At 37.5% G+C, this 21,100-nt stretch carries 20 protein-coding genes; 19 read left to right on the forward strand and 1 reads right to left on the reverse strand.

Going from position 1 to position 21,100, the window contains the following annotated elements; all coding sequences use genetic code 11:
- Positions 1-35: 35 nt before the first annotated feature.
- The 19 genes from EV201_RS13230 (at position 36) to EV201_RS13315 (ending at position 19,626) form a co-directional block, all read left to right on the forward strand.
- Positions 36-452 (forward strand): BT0820 family HAD-type phosphatase, encoded by a 417-nt coding sequence (locus EV201_RS13230; RefSeq protein ID WP_130308107.1) that lies wholly within the window; start codon positions 36-38, stop codon positions 450-452.
- Positions 452-781 carry a phage integrase SAM-like domain-containing protein gene (locus EV201_RS16415; RefSeq protein ID WP_165389657.1) on the forward strand — a complete coding sequence of 110 codons (330 nt, stop codon included), beginning with the start codon at positions 452-454 and terminating at the stop codon, positions 779-781. The genes EV201_RS13230 and EV201_RS16415 overlap by 1 nt, the downstream gene beginning before the upstream one ends.
- The gene (locus tag EV201_RS13235; protein WP_165389658.1) at positions 754-1,206 is read left to right on the forward strand and encodes a tyrosine-type recombinase/integrase; all 453 of its coding nucleotides are present in this window, start codon (positions 754-756) and stop codon (positions 1,204-1,206) included. Before EV201_RS16415 ends, EV201_RS13235 begins: the two co-directional genes overlap by 28 nt.
- 68 nt (positions 1,207-1,274) lie before the next feature.
- On the forward strand, positions 1,275-2,243 hold the full coding sequence (locus tag EV201_RS13240) for an RteC domain-containing protein (RefSeq protein WP_130308109.1): 969 nt from the start codon (positions 1,275-1,277) through the stop codon (positions 2,241-2,243).
- Between the two features lie 434 nt (positions 2,244-2,677).
- Positions 2,678-2,920 carry a helix-turn-helix domain-containing protein gene (locus EV201_RS13245; RefSeq protein WP_165389659.1) on the forward strand — a complete coding sequence of 81 codons (243 nt, stop codon included), beginning with the start codon at positions 2,678-2,680 and terminating at the stop codon, positions 2,918-2,920.
- A 291-nt stretch (positions 2,921-3,211) separates the two neighbouring features.
- Entirely contained in the window at positions 3,212-3,889 is a 678-nt protein-coding gene (locus tag EV201_RS13250; protein WP_130308111.1) for a hypothetical protein, read from the forward strand.
- A 281-nt stretch (positions 3,890-4,170) separates the two neighbouring features.
- Positions 4,171-4,752 (forward strand): hypothetical protein, encoded by a 582-nt coding sequence (locus tag EV201_RS13255; RefSeq protein WP_130308112.1) that lies wholly within the window; start codon positions 4,171-4,173, stop codon positions 4,750-4,752.
- Positions 4,753-4,885: 133 nt separating this feature from the next.
- Entirely contained in the window at positions 4,886-5,791 is a 906-nt protein-coding gene (locus EV201_RS13260) for a restriction endonuclease (RefSeq protein WP_130308113.1), read from the forward strand.
- Between the two features lie 122 nt (positions 5,792-5,913).
- On the forward strand, positions 5,914-7,002 hold the full coding sequence (locus tag EV201_RS13265; RefSeq protein ID WP_165389660.1) for a PD-(D/E)XK nuclease family protein: 1,089 nt from the start codon (positions 5,914-5,916) through the stop codon (positions 7,000-7,002).
- Positions 7,003-7,051: 49 nt separating this feature from the next.
- On the forward strand, positions 7,052-8,764 hold the full coding sequence (locus EV201_RS13270) for a class I SAM-dependent DNA methyltransferase (protein ID WP_130308115.1): 1,713 nt from the start codon (positions 7,052-7,054) through the stop codon (positions 8,762-8,764).
- Positions 8,754-10,169 carry a restriction endonuclease subunit S gene (locus EV201_RS13275; RefSeq protein WP_130308116.1) on the forward strand — a complete coding sequence of 472 codons (1,416 nt, stop codon included), beginning with the start codon at positions 8,754-8,756 and terminating at the stop codon, positions 10,167-10,169. The genes EV201_RS13270 and EV201_RS13275 overlap by 11 nt, the downstream gene beginning before the upstream one ends.
- Positions 10,162-11,193, forward strand: a complete 1,032-nt coding sequence (locus EV201_RS13280; protein WP_130308117.1) for an SIR2 family protein — start codon at positions 10,162-10,164, stop codon at positions 11,191-11,193. The genes EV201_RS13275 and EV201_RS13280 overlap by 8 nt, the downstream gene beginning before the upstream one ends.
- Positions 11,190-14,336: a type I restriction endonuclease subunit R gene (locus EV201_RS13285; RefSeq protein WP_130308118.1), complete on the forward strand. Its 3,147-nt coding sequence runs from the start codon at positions 11,190-11,192 to the stop codon at positions 14,334-14,336. Before EV201_RS13280 ends, EV201_RS13285 begins: the two co-directional genes overlap by 4 nt.
- A 70-nt stretch (positions 14,337-14,406) precedes the next feature.
- Positions 14,407-16,341 (forward strand): putative phage abortive infection protein, encoded by a 1,935-nt coding sequence (locus tag EV201_RS13290; RefSeq protein WP_130308119.1) that lies wholly within the window; start codon positions 14,407-14,409, stop codon positions 16,339-16,341.
- On the forward strand, positions 16,341-17,054 hold the full coding sequence (locus EV201_RS13295) for a hypothetical protein (protein WP_130308120.1): 714 nt from the start codon (positions 16,341-16,343) through the stop codon (positions 17,052-17,054). Before EV201_RS13290 ends, EV201_RS13295 begins: the two co-directional genes overlap by 1 nt.
- Before the next feature lie 135 nt (positions 17,055-17,189).
- Positions 17,190-17,702 (forward strand): hypothetical protein, encoded by a 513-nt coding sequence (locus EV201_RS13300; RefSeq protein WP_130308121.1) that lies wholly within the window; start codon positions 17,190-17,192, stop codon positions 17,700-17,702.
- Positions 17,703-18,061: 359 nt separating this feature from the next.
- Positions 18,062-18,265 (forward strand): helix-turn-helix transcriptional regulator, encoded by a 204-nt coding sequence (locus EV201_RS13305; RefSeq protein ID WP_130308122.1) that lies wholly within the window; start codon positions 18,062-18,064, stop codon positions 18,263-18,265.
- 3 nt (positions 18,266-18,268) lie between these two features.
- On the forward strand, positions 18,269-18,592 hold the full coding sequence (locus EV201_RS13310) for a HipA N-terminal domain-containing protein (RefSeq protein ID WP_130308123.1): 324 nt from the start codon (positions 18,269-18,271) through the stop codon (positions 18,590-18,592).
- A gap of 80 nt (positions 18,593-18,672) precedes the next feature.
- Positions 18,673-19,626 carry a HipA domain-containing protein gene (locus EV201_RS13315; protein ID WP_130308124.1) on the forward strand — a complete coding sequence of 318 codons (954 nt, stop codon included), beginning with the start codon at positions 18,673-18,675 and terminating at the stop codon, positions 19,624-19,626.
- A gap of 1,294 nt (positions 19,627-20,920) precedes the next feature.
- Here EV201_RS13315 and EV201_RS16420 read toward each other — a convergent pair.
- Positions 20,921-21,100, reverse strand: a 180-nt coding sequence (locus tag EV201_RS16420; RefSeq protein WP_207224484.1) for a hypothetical protein, incomplete at its 5' end; no start/stop codon positions are given.

Here is a 21,100-nt window from a genome sequence, read left to right on the forward strand (position 1 = left end):
TAGTGTTGATGTAAAGGTTTTCAAATTAGTTCAATATGATTATAGCTGTAGATTTTGATGGTACCATAGTCGAGCATAAATACCCCAATATTGGTGCTGAGATTCCTTTTGCATTTGAAACTCTGAAAATGTTGCAGGAAAAAGGGCACCAGCTTATTTTATGGACTTACCGCTGTGGAACAGAATTGGATGAGGCTGTAGCATATTGTAAAAAGAACGATCTTGAATTTTATGCGATCAATAAAAACTATCCTGAGGAAATTTTTGATGCCGGGATTAGTCGAAAAATAATTGCTGATATTTACATTGATGATCGTAACCTAGGTGGTTTACCTGATTGGGGTGAAATTTATGCCCAGATAGTGGGAGTTGAGGATAACCCGTATATGCATGACTCCCAAAGTAAATCTAAAGGGATTAATAAACTGCTGAAAAAGTACTTTTCGATATAATGAGGCTTGCCTCTGGTTATCTACGAGTTGGCTTTGTTAATTCAATTAAAAAAGGGAATAAGGTCAATAGTATGGCCTTTGAATTTAGAACTTTGAGAGCCGTTTATAATAGAGCCATAAAAGAAGGTCTAGCCAAAAAGGAACTTTACCCATTCGATAAGTTCAAGATCAAAACAGAGAAAATTCAAAAGAGAGCTTTATCCAAGGATGAAATCATATTAATAAGGGATATTGATTTGGATGATTTCCCTGGCCAAAAGAAGCACGAGATTTGTTCAAGTTTTGTTTTTATACCATGGGAATGTCTTTTGTTGATATTGCTTATCTGAAAGTTAAGGATGTTCGCAAAGGCCGGTTGAATTACTCGAGACAGAAAACCAGTCAAAAATACAGTATGGCCATTTTGGAACCCGCAATGGAGATTATTAAACGGTATTCAGATCTAAAGGATCCTGAAGCGTTTCTATTTCCTTTATTGGATCCCAAACATGAGAAAATTCATGAGCTTTATCGTTCATGCATGAGGAATAAGAATAGAAGATTAAAGGAAATTGGAAAAAAGCTAGAGCTATCCTTACCATTAACATCATACGTCGCTCGTCACTCCTGGGCAACCATTGCCAAGCGTTCAGGAGTACCAACCGCGGTCATCTCAGAAGGTTTGGGACACACAACTGAGAATACAACCCAGGTTTATTTGGATAGTTTCGAAAATGAAGTCTTGGATGCTGCCAATAGATTGATAACGCTTTGATTTACCGATATGTATTTTTTTGATAAATTATAAATCTTTGTTAAATTGGTTGGCTAACAACTATTTATATGATCAAGAATTCAAGCTTAGTGGCTTTGGAGAATGAATTGTCTAAAGCCAATGTTGTGTTTAAAGATGAAGGTGGATTATCCACCTTATACTTCAATAACTTTTCCAATCCGAATGATTTTAAGGAAAAACTAGATAGTCTCTACCTGAATTTTTCTAAAGAATTAAGTCAAAATTTAAGAGGATTGACAGCTCGGGATTCTAGATTGCATCATTTGGAATTGGTATTGAGAATTTTTGTTAGTCTTCAGGAAAAATTAGGCTCAAATTTGACTCTGCTCAATTCCCCTGTTGAGGTTTCAACAAAGAATGAGATAGCGGCAACTTGTATTTGCTCCAAAATATCGGATGTTCAGGATTTGATTTCTTATATCTGTTTTCAGAAGAATACTATTTTGGAATCAATTAGATTGATCAAGACTTATCGATTAAAATTTAGAAAGAATGCCAATGAATATTGGAAAGATGTTTTCAAAGATTTTTACCCCTATTATTGCCGATTAAAAGAGCAATTGAGTGAGATTGGTTTGATCCAGGATAGAATACAATTCTTAAAAGATCAGCGAAAAGAGCTAGAAATAGTGTTTCAGGAGAAGGGGGTGAATTTATTTGATTCTCCCTTAAATCTATTCTTTGAGTTTCACATTGATGGCCTTAAAGATTTGTATTTTTCATCAAAACTAAACCCAACTTCTAAACCAATAGAACAACATCTGAAATGGTCTGGAGATAAGGTGAAGTTTATTGAGTTGATCTTATCTCTCGATTTATTAAAAGTTGTGGAGTTTATGGATGGTAGTCCAATTTCAAGGAAAGAACTTTTCAGACGATTCGAGATCTTTTTTGATTTACCACACATTAACGATTTAGGAAGTCGAATCCACAAGTTAAAAATGCGTTCCAATACAACTCCTTTTCTTGATGAACTAAAAGAGAATTGTAATCGATTTTTAAATGATAACGATTGATATATTGGGCTGATTTTAATATTATGTCTGATATTTTAAGTTTTAACTGATTGATAATCATATGCAGTCTGCATATAATCCTAAATTTGGCGAAGCAGTACGGTGTAATGCTATGAAAATCAAACACGAAGCGAAAAAAAATAAAACGAGCTACCTCCTGTATTTAGAGATCTATAGCCTTTTTCTCCTCAATTCACTGAAAATTTTTTATATGCAAGCTGCATAAACAAATCATCTTCCCTCTCTAAACTTGTTGTAACCATCCGAAGCTGCTCATCGGGCTTGGTTCCTGAGCTGGCCGAAGGATGGCAAATATGGATCAGTTCTTTAGACTATTAGACTATTGGACTTTTCGACTTTTTAACTATTAATTTTTAGTCGTTATGCAACAAGAACAAGAATTAGTAAAAGTTTTCTCAGAGCTTGCGGATAAAATGAAATCCATTGAGACCCAACTCAAGCAGATTTCCCTAAATGAAAGAAACCCCTTAGGTGACATTTACCTGGATACCGATGAGGTTTGCACCTTGCTCAAAGTGTGTAAACGCACCCTTCAAAAGTACCGCGATGAGTCTTGTATTTCATTCATTCAACTTGGAGGCAAAACCCTCTACAAAACCAGCGACATCGTAGAAGCACTTGAAAAGAACTACCAACCCGCACTAACTAATGTCTAGTGACCATTGACCAGTGTCCGTTGACTCTCGATCATCATTGGGTTGGATTTTTCGACCTTTTGACTTTTCAGACTGTTTGACCTTTCGACTTGAATTTCTTTATCCTTCATTGTCCGCCATAGCAGTTTTTCTGCGAAGGAGGCCTTTAACCTTTAACCTTCATTGTCCGCCATAGCTTTAGCGAAGGCGGATTGACTTTTCAACTTTATGAAACCCATGAACATCCCCATAGAACTCCTGGTCTTTGCCCTTTCCAACCGGAAGGTCAATCCACTACGACTTTTCTTGTACTTGAAAAGCCAGGGATCGGGTTATGTCTCTTGGGATGAGGAGCAAAAAGAAAAAACATGTTTGGCACTTGAAATAAAGTCACCGAAAACACTTCAAGCCAACCTCTCATGGTTGTTGAAGAATGGTTGGGTGACCATGAATTCCAAACGCGAATCTGTTAGAGTCGTGAGCTATTTAGTTTTGGCAAAAAAACTTAATTTTCAATCTGCTACCGGTGCCATATACGAGCAGCAGAATTTCAATAACTTCCGCCCATTCATCTATGCAGCGGTGGTCACCTATTACCTTCATTACAAAGATAGGATAGCAAGGCAGTCGGCACGAAAACAAGGGCGTACCACTTCGAATTGTCGCTACCGTGATCTTCCAGCAGATTATCTGGCTAAGGTTTTGAACTTAGGTAAATCCACCATTGTCCGTTATCGGCAAAAAGCATGGGATGCAGGTTTTATAAAGATGAAACATCGATTTAAACCCTTGCTTTTACCCATCGAGGAACTCGAGTTTTGTCGCATCTATGGTGATGAGGAAGCCTGGCAACTGGTCATTCACAACAACCAGGTCAAAATCCAGCTTTCAAATGCTATAACATCTTACATTCATTTGCGCACTAAACCCAGTCTGAAAAAGCATATCCAGGCAAGGCAAAAAGTGGACCCGATAAAAGAAGGGTTTTAAAGGGAAGGCTGCGCCCAGCAGCATTTCCCTTTAAAACCCCAAATCGTCAGATTTGACGAAAAACATATTAGAAGTGCGGTCACTGAGCCTGTCGAAATATCGAAGGATGGCGTAGGCGGATTGACTTTTCCGACTCTTTGACCTTTCGACTTCTCAGACCTTTCGACCTTTTTACCATTGACCAATGCCTATTGACTGAAAACCGACAACCGATAACCGACAATAAGTTTTTCTCGACTCTTTGACCTTTAGACTTTTCAGACCTTTAAACTTTGAATCTCATGAAATCAACAATCAAAACCCACCTCCACAACCTATCCCAACAGATAAATATCCTAATCAGCTTCTTTTTAGAAAACGAATCTTTATTATCTCCAGGCCTCATCCGAATCCTGGACCAGGCTCAACTCGAGCTCAAAGATCTCTTAGACCTCAAGTTCGAACTCGAGAGAAAAGTGGCCCTGTTTGAAGCCATCGAGACAGTGATAAAACATCCTCGTTACTTCATGTCCGACTCACCCAAAAAGTTAGTCCAGGCCTATTCTCAGGAAAAGCACTTCCGCCGCTTCTCACCGGTTCTAAACACCTTTATGGTTTACGCTAACGACATCGCCAGGGAGATGCTCAATGCCAATCATGATCTCGTAGAAACCTTACCACCCCTATACCAAAACATCCTCTCCAAGAGCCGAAGAAATAGGAGAGAGGGTTTTTGTAAGATCCTGCATCAAATCGTCTACGAGCAAGCCTATCCAGCCAACCTAACCAAAGAATGCCATCGTATAATAGACTTGATTACAGAGCAATGTCAATCAAATAATTCATTTAAACTAATTGGATCAAGTTTAAATCTGACTGTTTGAACATAAATGATGATTTGTATAGCCTCCTTGTATGCATATTTTGTTAATTTTGAATTTACCCCTCTTAATTCAAAGGGAATAGACCTGTATCTGATGTGATAGCTACATTTTGTAATTAAAAAAAACAAATCCAATGGCAAAGTCAAAGTCAAAACTTATTGCTGAAAAGACCATTTTTGCTGCCTTCAAAATCTTGAAAGAAGCTGGTGGCGAGATGAGAGGAAGAGATGTTGTAGATAAAATTAGAGAGACACTTGAATTTAATGAATATGAGAAGCATGTGTATGAAAAGACGGGATATGTACGTTGGGAATCAGCCTTGCAATTTTATTCAATAGACTGCATGAAGGCAGGCTATCTTAGAAAGAAAAAGGGACTTTGGATATTGACAGATGAAGGTCGTGCTGCAATAAAATTAGGGCAAGAAAAACTATTGGAAACTGCATCAAAGAAATATCGTATTTGGGACGCTAAGAGAGTTAAGGCAGACCAAAAGCAAGATGATGTGGAGACTGATGATCTTAATGGAGAACAATCTCAACAACAACGTGCACTGTTAAATCAGTACGAACAGGATGCTAGTGTTGGATTACGTGCCTTTATTCTTAGTAAAAACCCCTATGAATTTCAGGATCTTATCGCATCCTTATTGAATGCCATGGGATATCATATTTCTGATATCGCACAGAGAGGACCAGATGGAGGTATTGATATTATAGCTTATACCGATCCTTTAGGAACCCAACAACCTAGAATTATTGTGCAGGTAAAACACAGGCCTAATGATTCGGTTTCTTCTGACGAAATTCAAAAGCTCTCGGGGACACTTAAGAGAGCTACTGATGTTGGTATTTTTGTGACTTCGGGGCAGTTCTCAAAACCTGCTATAAAGGAGGCAAGAGGCTCTAGAGAGCATATAGAACTGATTGATTTCGATAGGTTCATAAATCTTTGGGTTGAGTACTACAATAAAATGACCGATGAGCAGAAGAACATGCTGCCATTGCACCCAATTTACTTTCTTGGTAGTAATGAATAAAGAGAGTAGAGCTTTCGAGAATTAGAATCTAAACAATTGAAATGCCAAACAACATCGAACAACTACAAGCTTTTCTTGAAAAAGCAGACATCCCTAAAATAAAAGCCAAACCCAAAACCTTTTTGGGAATAGCCAAGCAACCTCACTATGAGAACGTATTGTCAAATCTCTATGCATTTTTTTTTGATGTAAATGAAGAGCATGGATTGAAAGATCTGTTCATTTCAACATTCATTGATATCATACAGGTCAAAACAAAAGGACAAGGGAAACAGTTTTACTTTGATGACGGTTTTGAAGTTAGGACTGAGGTGGGAACTGGAGAAGGAAGAATTGATTTATTCTTGGCTAATGAATCAAGTGCCATTATCATTGAGAATAAAGTTTATCACAATCTAATAAATCCTTTAGCTAATTATTGGGCCCTAATAGATCGCATTGAACTTCAGAATAAAATAGGTGTTGTTTTATCTCTTAGAAAAATTCCATACACTGGGAATGAGAATTTTATTAACATCACTCATCTGGAGTTAATGGAAGAGGTGATGAGGAATTTGAATATTTATGAAGAACAAGCATCACCGAAATTTTTGATTTTTCTGGAAGATCTACATCAAAACATTAAGAATTTAAGTTTGAGTCATATGAAAGTTGAGGAATTAGAACTGTTTTTGCTGAATAAAGACAAAATCAATCAATTGGTTAAATATCGCAGAAATATTCAAGTTCATGTGGAAGATGAAATTGCAAAAGCATGTAAAGAACTAGGTGGTAATTTGAAATTGGCCAAACCAAAAGATAAGAATAGAGGAAAAAGATTGAGATATATGATTTCTCCAAGTTATAAAGATTTAGTGATTACTGTAGTGTATGGAGAATTGCTGAATGAAGTTGGAGGTCAATTGCATCTAATTGTGGAGATGAGAAATAAATTATTAAATGATCGCGAACAATATCGCAACATTCAGTTTCCAGCTATAACAGATGACGTGAGACGAGATGACTTCTTTGAAATTAAGGATCAAAACTACGAACATTTCGCAAGCAAATCTTATGATTTGGGGCTGGAAAATTTTCATGATTTAAACTTATTTATCGTACGTAAACTTAAAGAAGATGGTTTGTATTCGGTATATACTCATTTGAATAGCTACATAAAAGAGAGCAGGAAAGAAAAACAAAAAAGAAATCCCCAACCAGTCGAACTATAAGCTCAAATGTTAACTACATTTGTTTTCTGAATTCAAAGAAACACCATATATGACATCATTAGAAGAACAAAAATTCTTAAACGATCTAGATAAAAAGCTTTGGACAGCAGCCGATAAACTGCGTTCAACCCTTTCAGCAGCCGAATACAAACATGCCGTATTAGGTTTAATATTTGTAAAATACGTGAGTGATTCTTTTGCCAGCAGAAGAAAAGATCTCGAAAAAGACCTAAGAAATCCTGAACACGATTACTTTCTTGATGCTGCAGATTTTAACTCTCCCGAAGAGTACGAGGCAGAGATCAATCTGGAATTGGAAGTAAGAGATTACTACACCGAAAAGAATGTGTTTTGGGTACCAATGCGTGCACGTTGGAAAGTTTTGCAGGATAACGCCAAACTACCTGCCGGTGCCGATTTACCTTGGAGCAAGATAAACGCCAAGGGTGAAGAAGTACCCGAGAAAATGAAAACGGTAGGTTTCTTAATCGACGATTCTCTGGAAGCCATTGAGAAAGACAATCCAAAATTGAAGGGCATTCTCAACAAAACTTATTCACGCTTAAATTTGGACGATAGCAAGCTGGGCGAACTCATCGACTTAGTGGCAACCATTCCTTTTAATCATGGAAGCCTGGGATCGAAAGATATTCTTGGACATGTATACGAATATTTTCTCGGGCAATTTGCCAGTGCCGAGGGCAAAAAGGGTGGACAGTTCTACACTCCAAAGTCTATTGTTAGCCTGATTGTTGAAATGCTACAGCCTTACAAAGGCCGTGTTTACGATCCTGCCATGGGTTCTGGTGGTTTCTTTGTACAGAGCGAAAAGTTTATTAAAGAGTTTGGTGGCAAAATTGATAATATATCGGTATACGGACAGGAATACAACCACACAACATGGCAATTGGCTGCCATGAACATGGCCATTCGTGGTATCGACTTCAACTTTGGAAAACAACCTGCCGATACCATGAACAACGATTTGCACCCCGACCTGCGTGCCGATTACATAATGGCCAATCCACCCTTTAACATGAAGGAGTGGTGGCAAGAGAAACTGGAAGGCGATGTGCGTTGGAAATACGGCACACCACCTCAAAACAACGCCAACTTTGCCTGGTTACAGCACATGATTCACCACCTTAGCCCACAAGGCTCTATGGCGCTTCTGTTGGCTAATGGATCTATGAGTTCCAATACCAACAGCGAAGGCGAAATCCGTAAAAATATTCTCGAAGACGACTTGGTAGAGTGTATGGTAGCACTGCCAGGGCAATTGTTTACCAACACACAAATACCAGCCTGTATTTGGTTCTTAAACAAAAACAAAGAGGCCACCGACAAGAAACGCGCCCGCAAAGGTGAAGTGCTTTTTATCGATGCCCGCGAAAAAGGTTATATGAAAGACCGCGTCCTTCGCGACTTCACCCTCGATGATATTAAAGACATTGCCGACACATTTCACAAATGGCAAGGCAGCTCCCTGAGCGGAGTCGAAGTGCCTGCCCTGAGCGAAGTCGAAGGGTATGAAGACATCCCCGGCTTCTGCAAATCTGTTACCCTCGATGATATCCGCAAAAACGATTACGTGCTGACACCTGGCCGCTACGTGGGTACCGAAGAGCAGGAAGAGGATAGCGAACCCTTTGCCGAAAAAATGACACGCCTTACCACCGATTTAAAAAAACAATTAGCCGAAGGCAACCGTCTGGAAGCAGAAATTAAAAAGCAATTGGGAGGATTGGGGTATGAGCTCTAAATGGACTTATTTTAGACTTATTGAAATTTGCACAAAAATTGGTTCTGGTGCTACACCAACTGGGGGAAAGTCTACATATACAGATTTTGGTGAGTATGCTCTAATACGAAGTCAAAATGTGTTGGATTTTGTTTTTTCGTATAATGGTTTGGCTTATATCAATAAGAAACAGGCTACAAAGTTGAATAACGTAGCAATTGAAAAGAATGATGTGCTAATCAATATAACTGGTGATAGCGTCGCTCGTGTTTGTATGGTTCCTGAAAATGTTTTGCCTGCTAGAGTCAATCAACATGTTTCAATTTTGCGAGTAAATCCAAGTTTGTTTTCTGCTAAACTTCTCAAATATCTTTTGCTTTCGAACGATAACAAAGATAAATTACTATCTCTAGCATCCTCTGGAGCAACAAGAAATGCATTGACAAAATCAATGCTTGAAAATTTTGTGGTATATGCTCCTAAAGATCCAGTTGATCAAGAGAAACTTGCTCAAAATTTGCAAAGTCTCGACGACAAAATCGCCAACAACAACCGCATCAATCAAACGCTTGAAGAGATGGCACAAGCCCTCTTTAAATCTTGGTTTGTCGATTTTGAACCTGTAAAAGCAAAAATGCAGGCCATTGCCCAAGGCAACGATCCACAAATTGCAGCTATGGAAGTTATCAGTGGAAAAACCGCCGAAGAAACTCAAAACTTTGCCGATGTCAAATACGACGAACTACGCACCACTGCCGATCTTTTTCCGGATTCTTTGGTAGAGAGTGAATTGGGTTTGATTCCGGAGGGATGGAGTGTTGGCTCTATAGGTGATGTATACCCTTCCTTTGGTGGTTATGCTTTTAAAAGCAAAGATTTTAAAGAAGAAGGTTATCCTGTAATTAAAATAAAAAATATAGGTGAAGATGGAAGGGTCAATTTAATTGATACTCAAAAAATATCGCCTGAGTTAGTTATAGATAAAGAAAGATTTAGATTACAAGATGGTGATATCCTGATGGCAATGACCGGTGCCACAATTGGTAAAGTGGGTATTGTGGTAAATGGTGAAAATCCAAGTTTTTTAAATCAACGTGTTGCCAAGTTTGGAAGTGTTTCTAAAATCAAAAGTGGTAATTGGTTTGCGTATCAATTTTTTAAACTTGAAGAAAATAGAAGTTTGATTATTTCTTCAAGTCAAGGTAGTGCTCAACCTAATATAAGTACTACTGGCATTGATTCTCTGAAAACCACAATTGATAATTTTGAGCTAATTAACAGGTTTAATACTAAAGTTGATATTTTATTTAGAATTTGGATTAATAATGAAAAAGAGTGTCGAAAATTATCGGAATTAAGAGATTCTTTATTACCCAAACTCCTATCAGGAAATATATTTACTTTTAATTCTATTGATAATGCCTAAAGAGTATTTAAAATATTTATATAATGAGCATCTCAATAGTGATGGGGGTATAGAAATTGAGAGTTCTTTTTTTCAACGAAGTCAAATACTCTCGGAAATTGAACCTGAAACATATGAGATAACTTTTGAAGAATGGGAAAATTCAAGGAAAGAAGAACTATTGTCAAAAGCCAATAAAATATTAGGTCTCTATGATAATTCAAAGAGATTTGAAAAGTTGAAAAAAGCATACAATACTAGGATGTTAACTCCTTTCATTGGTGCTGGTTTGTCAATGCTAAGTGGTTATCCTTCTTGGACTTCTTTTCTATATCAGTTATGTGAGGAATCAGATTTAACAGAAGAGGAATTAGATAAATTATTGAAATTAGGAAAATATGAAGAAGCTGCACAAGAGCTATATAATGACCTAGGGAATGAATTGTTTAATGAATATCTTGAGAATGAATTTTCTCATGAGAAAAACATTATTGGAGCTATAAATTACCTACCTCTTTTATTTAACCAAAGTTCAATAATAACCACAAATTTTGATAATGTATTGGAAAAGATTTTTGATGGTAAGGATAATGGTTTTGATGAAATTAAAAGTGGAAAATATCTTGATGAAGTTATTCGTAAAACTGCCAGTGGCAGCAGGATTTTAATCAAACTTCATGGTGATTGCACACAGATTCAAGATAGAGTATTAACTCTCAATGAATATGAAAATGCTTATGTGGATACTAGAGTGCTTTCAAAATTTATTGAGCGATTTATATTTAAAGGAACATTATTGTTCCTTGGATGTAGTTTGTCAAATGATCGCACAATAAGTACAATGAAAAAATTTGTACAAGAAGAAGGAGCTGACGGCATACCAAGGCATTATACCTTTATGGAAGAGATTTTAGATGAAAAGGATAGAAGACAAAAAAAACGAGAATTAGCTAAGGCAAATATTTTCCCTATTTGGTACCCAACTGATGAACATGATGAATCGATTGAGGCTTTATTTTTTAAATTAATGGAGGATAATTTATGATCAACGAAGACCAACTTGAACAACTAGCCCTAACTTGGTTTCAAGACAATGGCTACAACTACCTTCATGGAGCCGACATTGCTCCCGAATCGGCAACACCTTATCGTAACGATTTCCGCGAAGTTATTCTTGCAAAGGAATGCTTCGAGGCACTATCGGCTCTAAACCCTGGTATCCCCTCCGCTAAAATCGAAGAGGTAATCCGTCTGGTTTCAAATCCCGATGGGGTGAACACCGTTTATAAAAACAAGGCTTTTCACAAAATGCTTTTAGACGGAGTTCAGGTTGAATTTGAGCACAAAGGGGAGAATATCAAAGATTTGGTTTACCTCATCGATTTCAATTCGGTGGCTGCCAATCGATTTTTGGTGGTCAATCAGTATTCCATTGCCGGCGAAAAACACACCCGTCGTCCCGATATCATGGTTTTTATTAATGGTTTGCCCATCTCTATTCTGGAACTAAAAAATCCGGCCAACGAAGATACCGATATTTGGGATGCATACAATCAACTTCAAACCTATAAAAAAGATATAGAAGACCTCTTTGTATTCAACGAGGCTTTAGTGGTTTCCGATGGCATTACGGCTCGTATTGGTTCTCTAACCGCCAACAAAGAACGTTTCATGCCTTGGCGAACCATCGATAACGAACACGATCGTCCCTTGGTCGAATTCGAATTGGAGAAGGTGATCAAAGGTTTCTTTAAACCCGAATTGTTTCTCGATTACCTGCGCCATTTTATCCTGTTTGAAGGCAATGGTAATGGACTCATAAAAAAAATTGCAGCTTACCATCAGTTTCACGCCGTTCGCGAAGCTGTAAAAGCAACTATTAAGGCGGCCAGTGTTCCCCAATTGGCCATGGCTGCCGAACCTAGAGCCAATTATACAAATACATTAGAGCCGGGTTCGAAGAAAGCAGGCGTTATTTGGCACACCCAAGGCTCGGGCAAAAGCATCTCCATGGTCTGTTATGCAGGTAAGCTGTTACAGCAGGCCGAAATGCAGAATCCAACCATTGTGGTGGTCACCGATCGTTCCGATCTCGATGGTCAACTGTTTAAAACCTTCTCGCAATCTGCCGATCTACTCAAACAAGAGCCCGTTCAAGCTAATAGCCGTGAGGATTTGCGCGATATACTCGAAGCCCGTAAATCGGGAGGAATTGTATTCACCACCATACAAAAATTCTCATTATACAATGGCGAATCCAAGCACCCACTGCTAAGCAAGCGCCACAACATAGTTGTAATTAGCGACGAGGCACACCGATCGCAGTATGGCGATAAAGCCAAGCTCGATACCAAAACGGGAGTTTATAAATATGGTTTCTCGCAACACATGCGCGATGCCTTAAACAATGCAACCTTTATTGGCTTTACAGGTACGCCTATCTCTATGGTTGATAAGGACACCCAAAATGTATTTGGCAGCTATGTCAGTATTTACGACATACAAGATGCGGTAGACGATGGTGCTACGGTACCCATTTTTTACGAAAGCAGATTAGCCAAGCTCGATATCAACCAGGCAGAAATCGAAAAACTGAATCAGGACGTCGAAGAGGTCATCGAAGACGAAGAAGATCTGGTCACTCGTGAAAAGACAAAAAGCAAATGGGCAGAATTGGAGAAATTGGTAGGTGCTGAAAATCGTATGCTTAAAATTGCCGCCGATTTGGTGAATCATTACCAGCAGCGCATCCAAATTATTGATGGAAAAGCCATGATAGTTTGCATGAGTCGTGACATTTGCGTGCAGATGTACAATCACATTACCGCAATAAAACCCGAATGGCACAACGACGATCCTTCCAAAGGAAATATCAAAGTGATTATGACCGGCTCGGCTTCCGATAAGGAGTCCATTCAGGATCATGTCCACACCAAGAAAGTAAAAAAGGATTTGGAGAATCGCTTCAAAGACGAAAACGACGATCTGCAGATTGTAATTGTCCGCGACATGTGGCTTACGGGTTTCGATGCACCGCCTTGTCATACCATGTATGTCGACAAACCCATGAAAGGCCACAACCTAATGCAGGCCATTGCCCGCGTAAACCGTGTGTTTAAAAATAAACCAGGTGGATTGGTGGTCGATTACATTGGCATTGCCAATGAGTTAAAGTGGGCACTAAAAACCTACACCGAATCGAAAGGAAAAGGCTCGCCAACAAACAAAGCGCAGGAAGCTTTTGTCATTTTTCAAAATAAACTGGATGCACTTAGAGGCATGTTTCATGGTTTTAATTATTCTGATTTTGAAACAAAACCTTTGGAGCTTCTCATTCCAGCCACCAACCATATTTTGGAAGATTCAAAGAATGGAAAAAAACGTTTCCTCGATTTAATGGCAGCCATAAATTCGGCATTGGCACTTTGTGGCACTTTAGATGAAATAAACGAATACAAAATTGAAATCGCCTTCTTCAATGCCATTAAGGCAACCATCATAAAACACACCAGTGTCGATAAAAAGCGTCTGGAAGAAGAAAAGAATTCGGCCTTAAAGCAAATACTCGACAATGCCGTTGTTGCCGAAGGCGTAGAAGATATTTTCAAACTTGCAGGATTGGAGAAACCAAATATTGGTTTGCTTTCCGAAGATTTTTTAGAAGATGTACGTCGCCTAAAAATGAAGAATTTTGCGGTGGCCCTCTTAGAGAAATTATTAAAAGACAACATCAAAGCGCACTCTCGGGGCAACTTGGTTCAGGAACAAAAATATGGCGACAGACTTCTCGAATCTTTGCGTAAATACCACAACCGTCAAATTGAAACCGCTCAGGTAATCGAAGAGCTGATTCAAATGGCCAAGGATTTCCAAAAGGACATGGAACGTGAAAAAGATTTAGGTCTGAACATCGACGAAATCCGTTTTTACGATGCACTTGCCAGCAACGAAAGTGCTGTTCGTGAATTGCACGAAGAAACATTAAAGCAAATAGCTATAGAACTAACCGAAAAGCTTCGAAACAGCACCACGGTTGATTGGCAAGTCCGCGACAGCGTCCGCGCCAAAATCCGCAACATGGTTCGTCGTTTGCTTCGCCGTTATAAGTATCCACCAGATCAGGCTCCTCAAGCAATTGAATTAATATTAAAACAAGCCGAAGTTTTGGCTGATGGATGGACAAATTAATAATCACTTAAACCTGACAGCGTGCATCGCACCTGTCAGCGTTTTTTAAGAATATAACGACTTAAATACTATGACTCTCTTAAATATTGCCATTCATTTTGCTATCGGAATGGCAATTTCTTTATTAGGATTTTATTTTTTTAGAAAATTCATAAGGAAATATTTCACCAAGCATCTTACATATATTTTTCTAAGTTATTGGGCATTTTGCATATTAATTTTCCTATTCTTAATTGGATCAGGTGGTGCCACTTTCTATATTGATACAACAATATGGTATGAATTTGGTTCCTTCATCGGAGCATTCCTTTTAGCAGCAACTTTACTGTTTCAAATTCGCTCTTTTCGCCGCCAGCAAGTTGAAGCCAAATTCTTCGAGATGGTGAAGTACTACAGGGATAATGTTGTCCAGATGAAATTGAGAAACCCCTTTCATCATAATAGTCATGAAGAAACACATGCAGAAGGGCGTCGTGTTTTAAAAGTAATTTTCGATCAATATAAAGTTGCAAGGGGAATTGTAGATTTCGAAAAAGTGGTTGATAGCAATAAAATAGATGATTGTTTTATAAAACCTAAGGAATATAATGCATTCTTCTCTTCTCAATCTGATCAAGAATTATCTGCTGAGCATAAGAAAATGTTTATCGAAAACGAAATTGCATACCTAATCACCTATTGGGGAGTTTCTAGTGGTACGGTAAAAGAAATAGAAAATTGGTTGACAAAACAATTTAGACTCAAAAATAAGGAAAAAGATGAGAATGATTATCCGGAACTACAAACTGAACTTATTAGAAAAATTATAAAGTGTGTCGCATTTTATAAGTGTGATTGCAATAAAGATTGTCATTCTAAATACACTGATTCAATTTACACTCATCTAAAACAAACAGAAGGTCGAAGTTTTATTGAATGTAAAAAATCAACAAAAAAAACTAAGTTTTTCGGAGGCCATCAATATCAATTAGGACACTATTTTCGCCATCTTTTCCAAGCCGTGAAATTTATCGACCAACAACCAGCCTGGCTTTTCTCTAAAGTAGATAAGTACGAATACGCAAAAATCCTTCGAGCTCAAATGTCCAATTATGAACAAGCACTCTTATTTATCAACTCATTAACCGTTTTAGGCCGTAATTGGGAATATAACAATAAGGAGGGTAAGCGCTTGATTTCCGAATATCATATGATTAAAAACTTACCACAACATTTTATTCCCAACATGAATCCTAAAGATTATTATCCTGATGTGAATTTTGAGTGGAAAGAGAATGATAAAAATGAAATAAATTTGCCAACCAAAACAATGCAATCAACATCAAACCAAACTACCCCTGCACGGGAAAAAGAAAATCATCTTAGAATTGAAGAAGTTGAGAAATGGAGAAAAGAAATTTCTACTTGGAATCTACTTTATAAAAAATATCCACCAAAAGTAAAGTTATATTTTTGGTCACTAGCTTTCACTGGAACTATTATTCTTATTGCATGGATATATTTTAAAGAGTACAACTTGCGTTGGTTATTATTAGTGATACCTGCATTAAATGCTTATTTATCATATCGTCTATCTAAATCTCATATAGTTAATATTTTTGAAAGTTATAGAGTCGAATTACAAATCGAACCTTTATTGTATAATAAAAATAAATTAAGCTTAATCCAACAGAAAATAATTGAAAAGAAGATTGGAAGTGATGTGTCAAATCAATCTTATATTGAATTTTTATTAAATCATATTGAAACTAAAAAACAAACTAAAAGATTTAATTATCCAACATCTGTTTGGTTCATTTCAGTGACTGTCAGTGCTATTATTGTGGCATCAGTTAAAACTTTTAGTCTTGCAGATCTTCCTATTGCTATTACTTTTTTTTATGTCATTTTTGTGATTGAGATTTTTATTAGAAATAATTTTATAGACATTTATAAAAATCGATATAATGATCTGATCAAAGCATTAAAAAACATTCAACTTAATAATCTATCTAAAAAAGGATAATGAATAATTTAATCGAAACGATACTAATCAATTCATCTATAACTACTGTTCTTGGTACAGTTTGTTTTTTCTTTATAAAAGCTTGGTACAATAAAAAAGCCAGTAAAGATCTTGAAATTCACAAAGGAGATATCAGAAAAGAAATTGAAACCCAATTAGAATCTCACAAAGGCGATATTCAAAAGGATTTAGAAAACCTCAAAGATTCCTATATCAAAGAAAATTTAGAATCTACTCGTTTTGTTGAGGTCATCTGTCGGCAACGTATTGTTTGGTCGGATCAACTGCGTGATGACATTACAGAGATTGTATCCAAAACTCAATTGTTTGTTGAAATATCTGAAAAGCACTTGCAGTCATTTGGAATTGAGGCTTTTGCAAAAACTATTGAGATGTTTCAGGAGGAAAAGTTTTCGGCAAATGAAGCTGGTAATGTGATCAACTCATCAATAGATAATGCAAAATCTAGTTTGCCTATAAAGATAGAAGTTATAGGCGCGATTACCAGATTAAAATTGAAGCTAAATCCTATTCAAGATTATTCAGTAATTCTTCTATTGGAATCTATCAGGAATTTAATTGAAAACCCGACAGATAACAGTCAACCCCCCGCTGGTGCGAGATTGTATCTCGTACCCTGCGAAGCAGAAAATCAACCTAATTCAACTTTACTTGTTCCTTTGCCTCATCCTTTCTGCTTTTTCTTTAAGTAGGTTCCACAGCCAATTCATTTATGCTAAAATAAAGGAGAATAAAGATCTTTTCAGAATTTGACAAACTTGACATATTTAATTTACAGATTGATTAATTAAATTTGTCGATTGTTAAATTAATAGATAGACAGTCTTATGGAAAAAACGATTCGTGTTGAGATTGAAAATGAATACAAAACACAAATTGCAGAATTAGAAGAGAACTTAAAATCAGTCGGTGAGTTTGAGGCAAATGCACAATCATCTGTAGCGTTTTTGGCATTGACAAGGGGTGTTAATTTCATCTTTTCATGGGGTTTTTTTCTTTTGGGAGTTATAGGCCTGATAGCATTTGGATTCTATTTCAAAGAGATAATTAATTTAATCGATCAAAAATTTTCATTAGGAATTGAATCTTCAATTGTCGGATATGATGGCGAAATACTGAAAGGATTTCTATATCTAAAATATCTAATCATGTTAACATTTGGTCTGTGTCTGATGCTGAGTGTTCAATTGAAAACCATTCGTAAAAAGAATGCTCTAATTATTGGTCTGGATTCAGTAGTGAGTGATTTCAAAATGCGCTCAGTACGCATGTTAGATGAAGCTAAAAATAGATTGAAAAATTACACCAAGCTTATCGCAGAAGAAAGATTTTCAAAATAGGAAAAAAGGCGTTCTCTCCTCGGGCTGCTGCAAAAAGTTAGCCAGCATTGTCCGCCGTTTCAGTGAGGAGGGGTTCCAATAACCTGGTGTATATTCCACTGTTTTTAAACCTGATCCTCTCTACTTTTTATCTAAAGAGGTTCCACAGCCAACAGGTATTTGTTACCTAAAGTTGCTAGGTTGGTATTGTATTTCGGGGTCTCAATTTATTTTTTTGGCTGTTCCGTATAAATTTGAAACTATACCCGAAAAGGTATAAAACACCGTCGAAAATACAATTTTATACCCGATAAGGTATAATTACGCAAAATATTGTATATTTATACCCGATAAGGTATACTTATATAAATATTGCAAACATGTCACTACCCATATTCATAAAAGAAAAAAGAAAGTTGCTGAATCTAACTCAGCAGGATCTAGCCGATAAAGCTGGAGTTGGCTTGAGATTCGTTCGTGATCTGGAACAGGGCAAACTCACATTGAGAATGGATAAAGTTAATCAGGTTCTAAATTTGTTTGGTCAGGAACTAGGTCCAGTATCTTTAAATAAAAATAACTAAGTCATGCGGAAAGCAAAAGTTTACATGCACGATCAATGGGCAGGAACTCTATTTGAAAACGAAGAGGGGTTTATGTTTGCTTATGAAGAAGCCTTTCTTCAAACTAAAAATCCCGAGTCCATTAGTCTAACATTACCACTCAGCACAAAGGCCTACAAGAGTGCCACAATGTTTCCTTTTTTTGATGGACTTATCCCTGAAGGATGGTTACTTGACATCGCTGAGAAGAACTGGAAAATTCGTGAAACAGATCGAATGGGTCTTTTAATGGCTTGTTGCAAAGACTGTATTGGAGCCGTTAGTATAATCGCTGAAACCGACAACTAATAACGATAAAGTGCTTCCTAAATAGTTCCCTGAGCGGAGTCGAAGGGCAAACATGGATCAACAACTAACAACAGTACAACATGAACACCACCTGTCTATATTGTTACAAGCCTTTGAAAGAAGGACAAATCGATTTTCATCCGGCATGCTGTAAGAAAATATTTAATTCCAAAGTGGTGCCTGAACTGGACTACTCTGAAGATCAAATGTTGGAATTGGCAGATAAGGTCATCAAAAGCCAAATTGCTGTAACAGGGGTTCAACCCAAGTTATCCTTGGAAATTGCTAAAAATCCGGAAGATCAAAAAGAAAGACGTTTTACAATTGTGGGTTTATGGGGAGGCTATATCTTAAAGCCACCAACAAAACAATTTCCAAATTTGCCTGAGTTGGAGGATCTTACAATGAATATGGCAACTCTTTCTAAGATTGCCACAGTGCCTCATTCTTTAATTCGTTTAAATAATGGCAAGTTGGCTTATATCACCAGGAGGATTGATCGTGAAGAAGGAAAGAAGATTCATATGGAAGATATGTGTCAATTGACCGAGAGACTAACCGAGTTCAAATACCGTGGATCCTATGAGCAAATTGGAAAAGCGATTCAAAAATATTCAAGCACTTCAGGTCTTGATTTGATTAACTTCTTTGAGCAAGTTCTGTTTTCATTTTTAACAGGAAATGCCGATATGCATCTGAAAAATTTCTCATTGATTAATAACCCGACATTGGGCTATGTGTTAACACCGGCTTACGATATGCTTTCAACAGCACTTGTAATGGAGGACGATGATGAGGATTTAGCACTAACACTCAATGCTAAAAAGAAGAAAATCAAACGTAAAGATTTCATTTCAGCCTTCAGTCTGTTTGAAATCCCGGAGAAAACACAAAATAATATTTTTTCAAAATTCGAGAAGACCATTCCTTCTTGGTTCGAAATGATTGAAATCAGTTTCCTTCCTTCAGAAATGAAAGAAGCCTATATCGAATTGATTTATAATCGGGCTAAGAGATTGAACCTGGTAATTTAAATAGGAAATATGGCGTTCTCTCCTCGGGCTGCTGCAAAAAGTTCGCCAGGGGTTTCCAAAATCCTATTGTCTGCTCCACTGTTTTTAAACCTCATCCTTTCTATTTTTTATTGAAATAGGTTCCACTGCCAACAGGTATTTGTTACCTAAAGTTGCTAACTCATTAGAATACTTTCGGGGTCTCACTTTTGTTGAGGCTCCGGATAAGTTTTGAGCTCAGTTCTATTATCGCAACCCTGTCATACTTTTCGCGCTCCGCCCTTCGTCGTTCACAGCAATTCCCGGCTCTTTTGTCTAGTGGCTGTTTATTATTTTAGTGTATGTGATTGTTAAGGTAGGGGATGTTTATAGATTATTTATTTTATCTAGCAAAATCCACCAGTCAAAAGGGCCTCCATTGTTCATTTTAGGCTCGCCTGCTAGGTCGGCTGCTATCGGTTTTGTCATCTTTTTTGAGAGGCCACGGACAGTACTTGCTCTTCGTAAAATCATGCTATCTCCACCACTGGTAATCTAATACTGTAAATGATTATTTATAGATTTCCATTTTCTAAAAGGAGAGATCACCGCATATTTTAACTGCATCGCAAGCCCTTTACCTACACACCTGGGCCAAGGGCAATTGCTTTCCCGATATATTTCATGATTCTAATTCTTAGTGATAGGTATGAAATATAGCTGAACTTGCCCTCCACCCAGTTACAACCATCCATCCTCAAAAAAGCCGCCAAAAGCCGCTGGCTGTCAATCACAAGTTCCTTGTTTTACTTGCCAGTCACGGCCTCCCACTCGCAGGCGGCTCGCGCCTTTTATGAAGCCTCGGCGTAATGACCACCAACTAGCCCCACCACCACCCATTTTTAATGCAGAACATTAAAAACAAAAAAAATAATAGTAGGTTATATTTGTGGAAGCAGGTAAAGTTCTTTTCATTTGACCTTTCAGACCTTTCAGACCTTTAAACTTTAACCTTCTTTGTCCGCCGTAGCAGTTTTTCTGTGAAGGAGGCCTTTATCCTTATTCCCTTTAACCTTGTTCCTTGATCTGGGATATTTTCCTCCTACCTGATAAACAAGTTATTCCCTTGTCAGTAGCAGGATAAACCTATTTCTCACGCACTTGCTTTTTATCTCTATCAGCAAGTCAAGGTCGGGGCCTTCGGTTTTATCCGATTTTTAATTGTTGTCAGTTCTTATTGGAGTAAAAAATCAGATAAAAACCTTGACTAGGCAACCGCATTGCGGTAATTAGAAAAGATGTTTAACAGGAAGTAGCAAAAGATCTGTAGTTGAATTTAGCCGTTGATGATCTCCAAAGCAATTTTCTTGCCCTGATTTTCAGCCTCTGCAATCTTTAGACTTAACTCTTTCTCCAGACTACCTTGAATGATCTCTTTTGTAACCCGATGTTTGGCGATGAGGATACAGCCTTCCGTATCCGTATGTCTATTCCCACCATGAAAGCGAATGCCCTT

The sequence above is a fragment of the Ancylomarina subtilis genome (assembly GCF_004217115.1).
In the GTDB taxonomy this organism is placed as follows: domain Bacteria; phylum Bacteroidota; class Bacteroidia; order Bacteroidales; family Marinifilaceae; genus Ancylomarina; species Ancylomarina subtilis.

What these genes read in the sequence shown, in the direction of transcription:
- EV201_RS13230 (WP_130308107.1), top strand. Translation starts at nt 36, where the DNA reads ATGATTATAGCTGTAGATTTTGATGGTACCATAGTCGAGCATAAATAC.
- EV201_RS16415 (WP_165389657.1), top strand. Translation starts at nt 452, where the DNA reads ATGAGGCTTGCCTCTGGTTATCTACGAGTTGGCTTTGTTAATTCAATT.
- EV201_RS13235 (WP_165389658.1), top strand. Translation starts at nt 754, where the DNA reads ATGTCTTTTGTTGATATTGCTTATCTGAAAGTTAAGGATGTTCGCAAA.
- EV201_RS13240 (WP_130308109.1), top strand. Translation starts at nt 1,275, where the DNA reads ATGATCAAGAATTCAAGCTTAGTGGCTTTGGAGAATGAATTGTCTAAA.
- EV201_RS13245 (WP_165389659.1), top strand. Translation starts at nt 2,678, where the DNA reads ATGAAATCCATTGAGACCCAACTCAAGCAGATTTCCCTAAATGAAAGA.
- EV201_RS13255 (WP_130308112.1), top strand. Translation starts at nt 4,171, where the DNA reads ATGAAATCAACAATCAAAACCCACCTCCACAACCTATCCCAACAGATA.
- EV201_RS13260 (WP_130308113.1), top strand. Translation starts at nt 4,886, where the DNA reads ATGGCAAAGTCAAAGTCAAAACTTATTGCTGAAAAGACCATTTTTGCT.
- EV201_RS13270 (WP_130308115.1), top strand. Translation starts at nt 7,052, where the DNA reads ATGACATCATTAGAAGAACAAAAATTCTTAAACGATCTAGATAAAAAG.
- EV201_RS13275 (WP_130308116.1), top strand. Translation starts at nt 8,754, where the DNA reads ATGAGCTCTAAATGGACTTATTTTAGACTTATTGAAATTTGCACAAAA.
- EV201_RS13280 (WP_130308117.1), top strand. Translation starts at nt 10,162, where the DNA reads ATGCCTAAAGAGTATTTAAAATATTTATATAATGAGCATCTCAATAGT.
- EV201_RS13285 (WP_130308118.1), top strand. Translation starts at nt 11,190, where the DNA reads ATGATCAACGAAGACCAACTTGAACAACTAGCCCTAACTTGGTTTCAA.
- EV201_RS13290 (WP_130308119.1), top strand. Translation starts at nt 14,407, where the DNA reads ATGACTCTCTTAAATATTGCCATTCATTTTGCTATCGGAATGGCAATT.
- EV201_RS13295 (WP_130308120.1), top strand. Translation starts at nt 16,341, where the DNA reads ATGAATAATTTAATCGAAACGATACTAATCAATTCATCTATAACTACT.
- EV201_RS13300 (WP_130308121.1), top strand. Translation starts at nt 17,190, where the DNA reads ATGGAAAAAACGATTCGTGTTGAGATTGAAAATGAATACAAAACACAA.
- EV201_RS13305 (WP_130308122.1), top strand. Translation starts at nt 18,062, where the DNA reads ATGTCACTACCCATATTCATAAAAGAAAAAAGAAAGTTGCTGAATCTA.
- EV201_RS13310 (WP_130308123.1), top strand. Translation starts at nt 18,269, where the DNA reads ATGCGGAAAGCAAAAGTTTACATGCACGATCAATGGGCAGGAACTCTA.
- EV201_RS13315 (WP_130308124.1), top strand. Translation starts at nt 18,673, where the DNA reads ATGAACACCACCTGTCTATATTGTTACAAGCCTTTGAAAGAAGGACAA.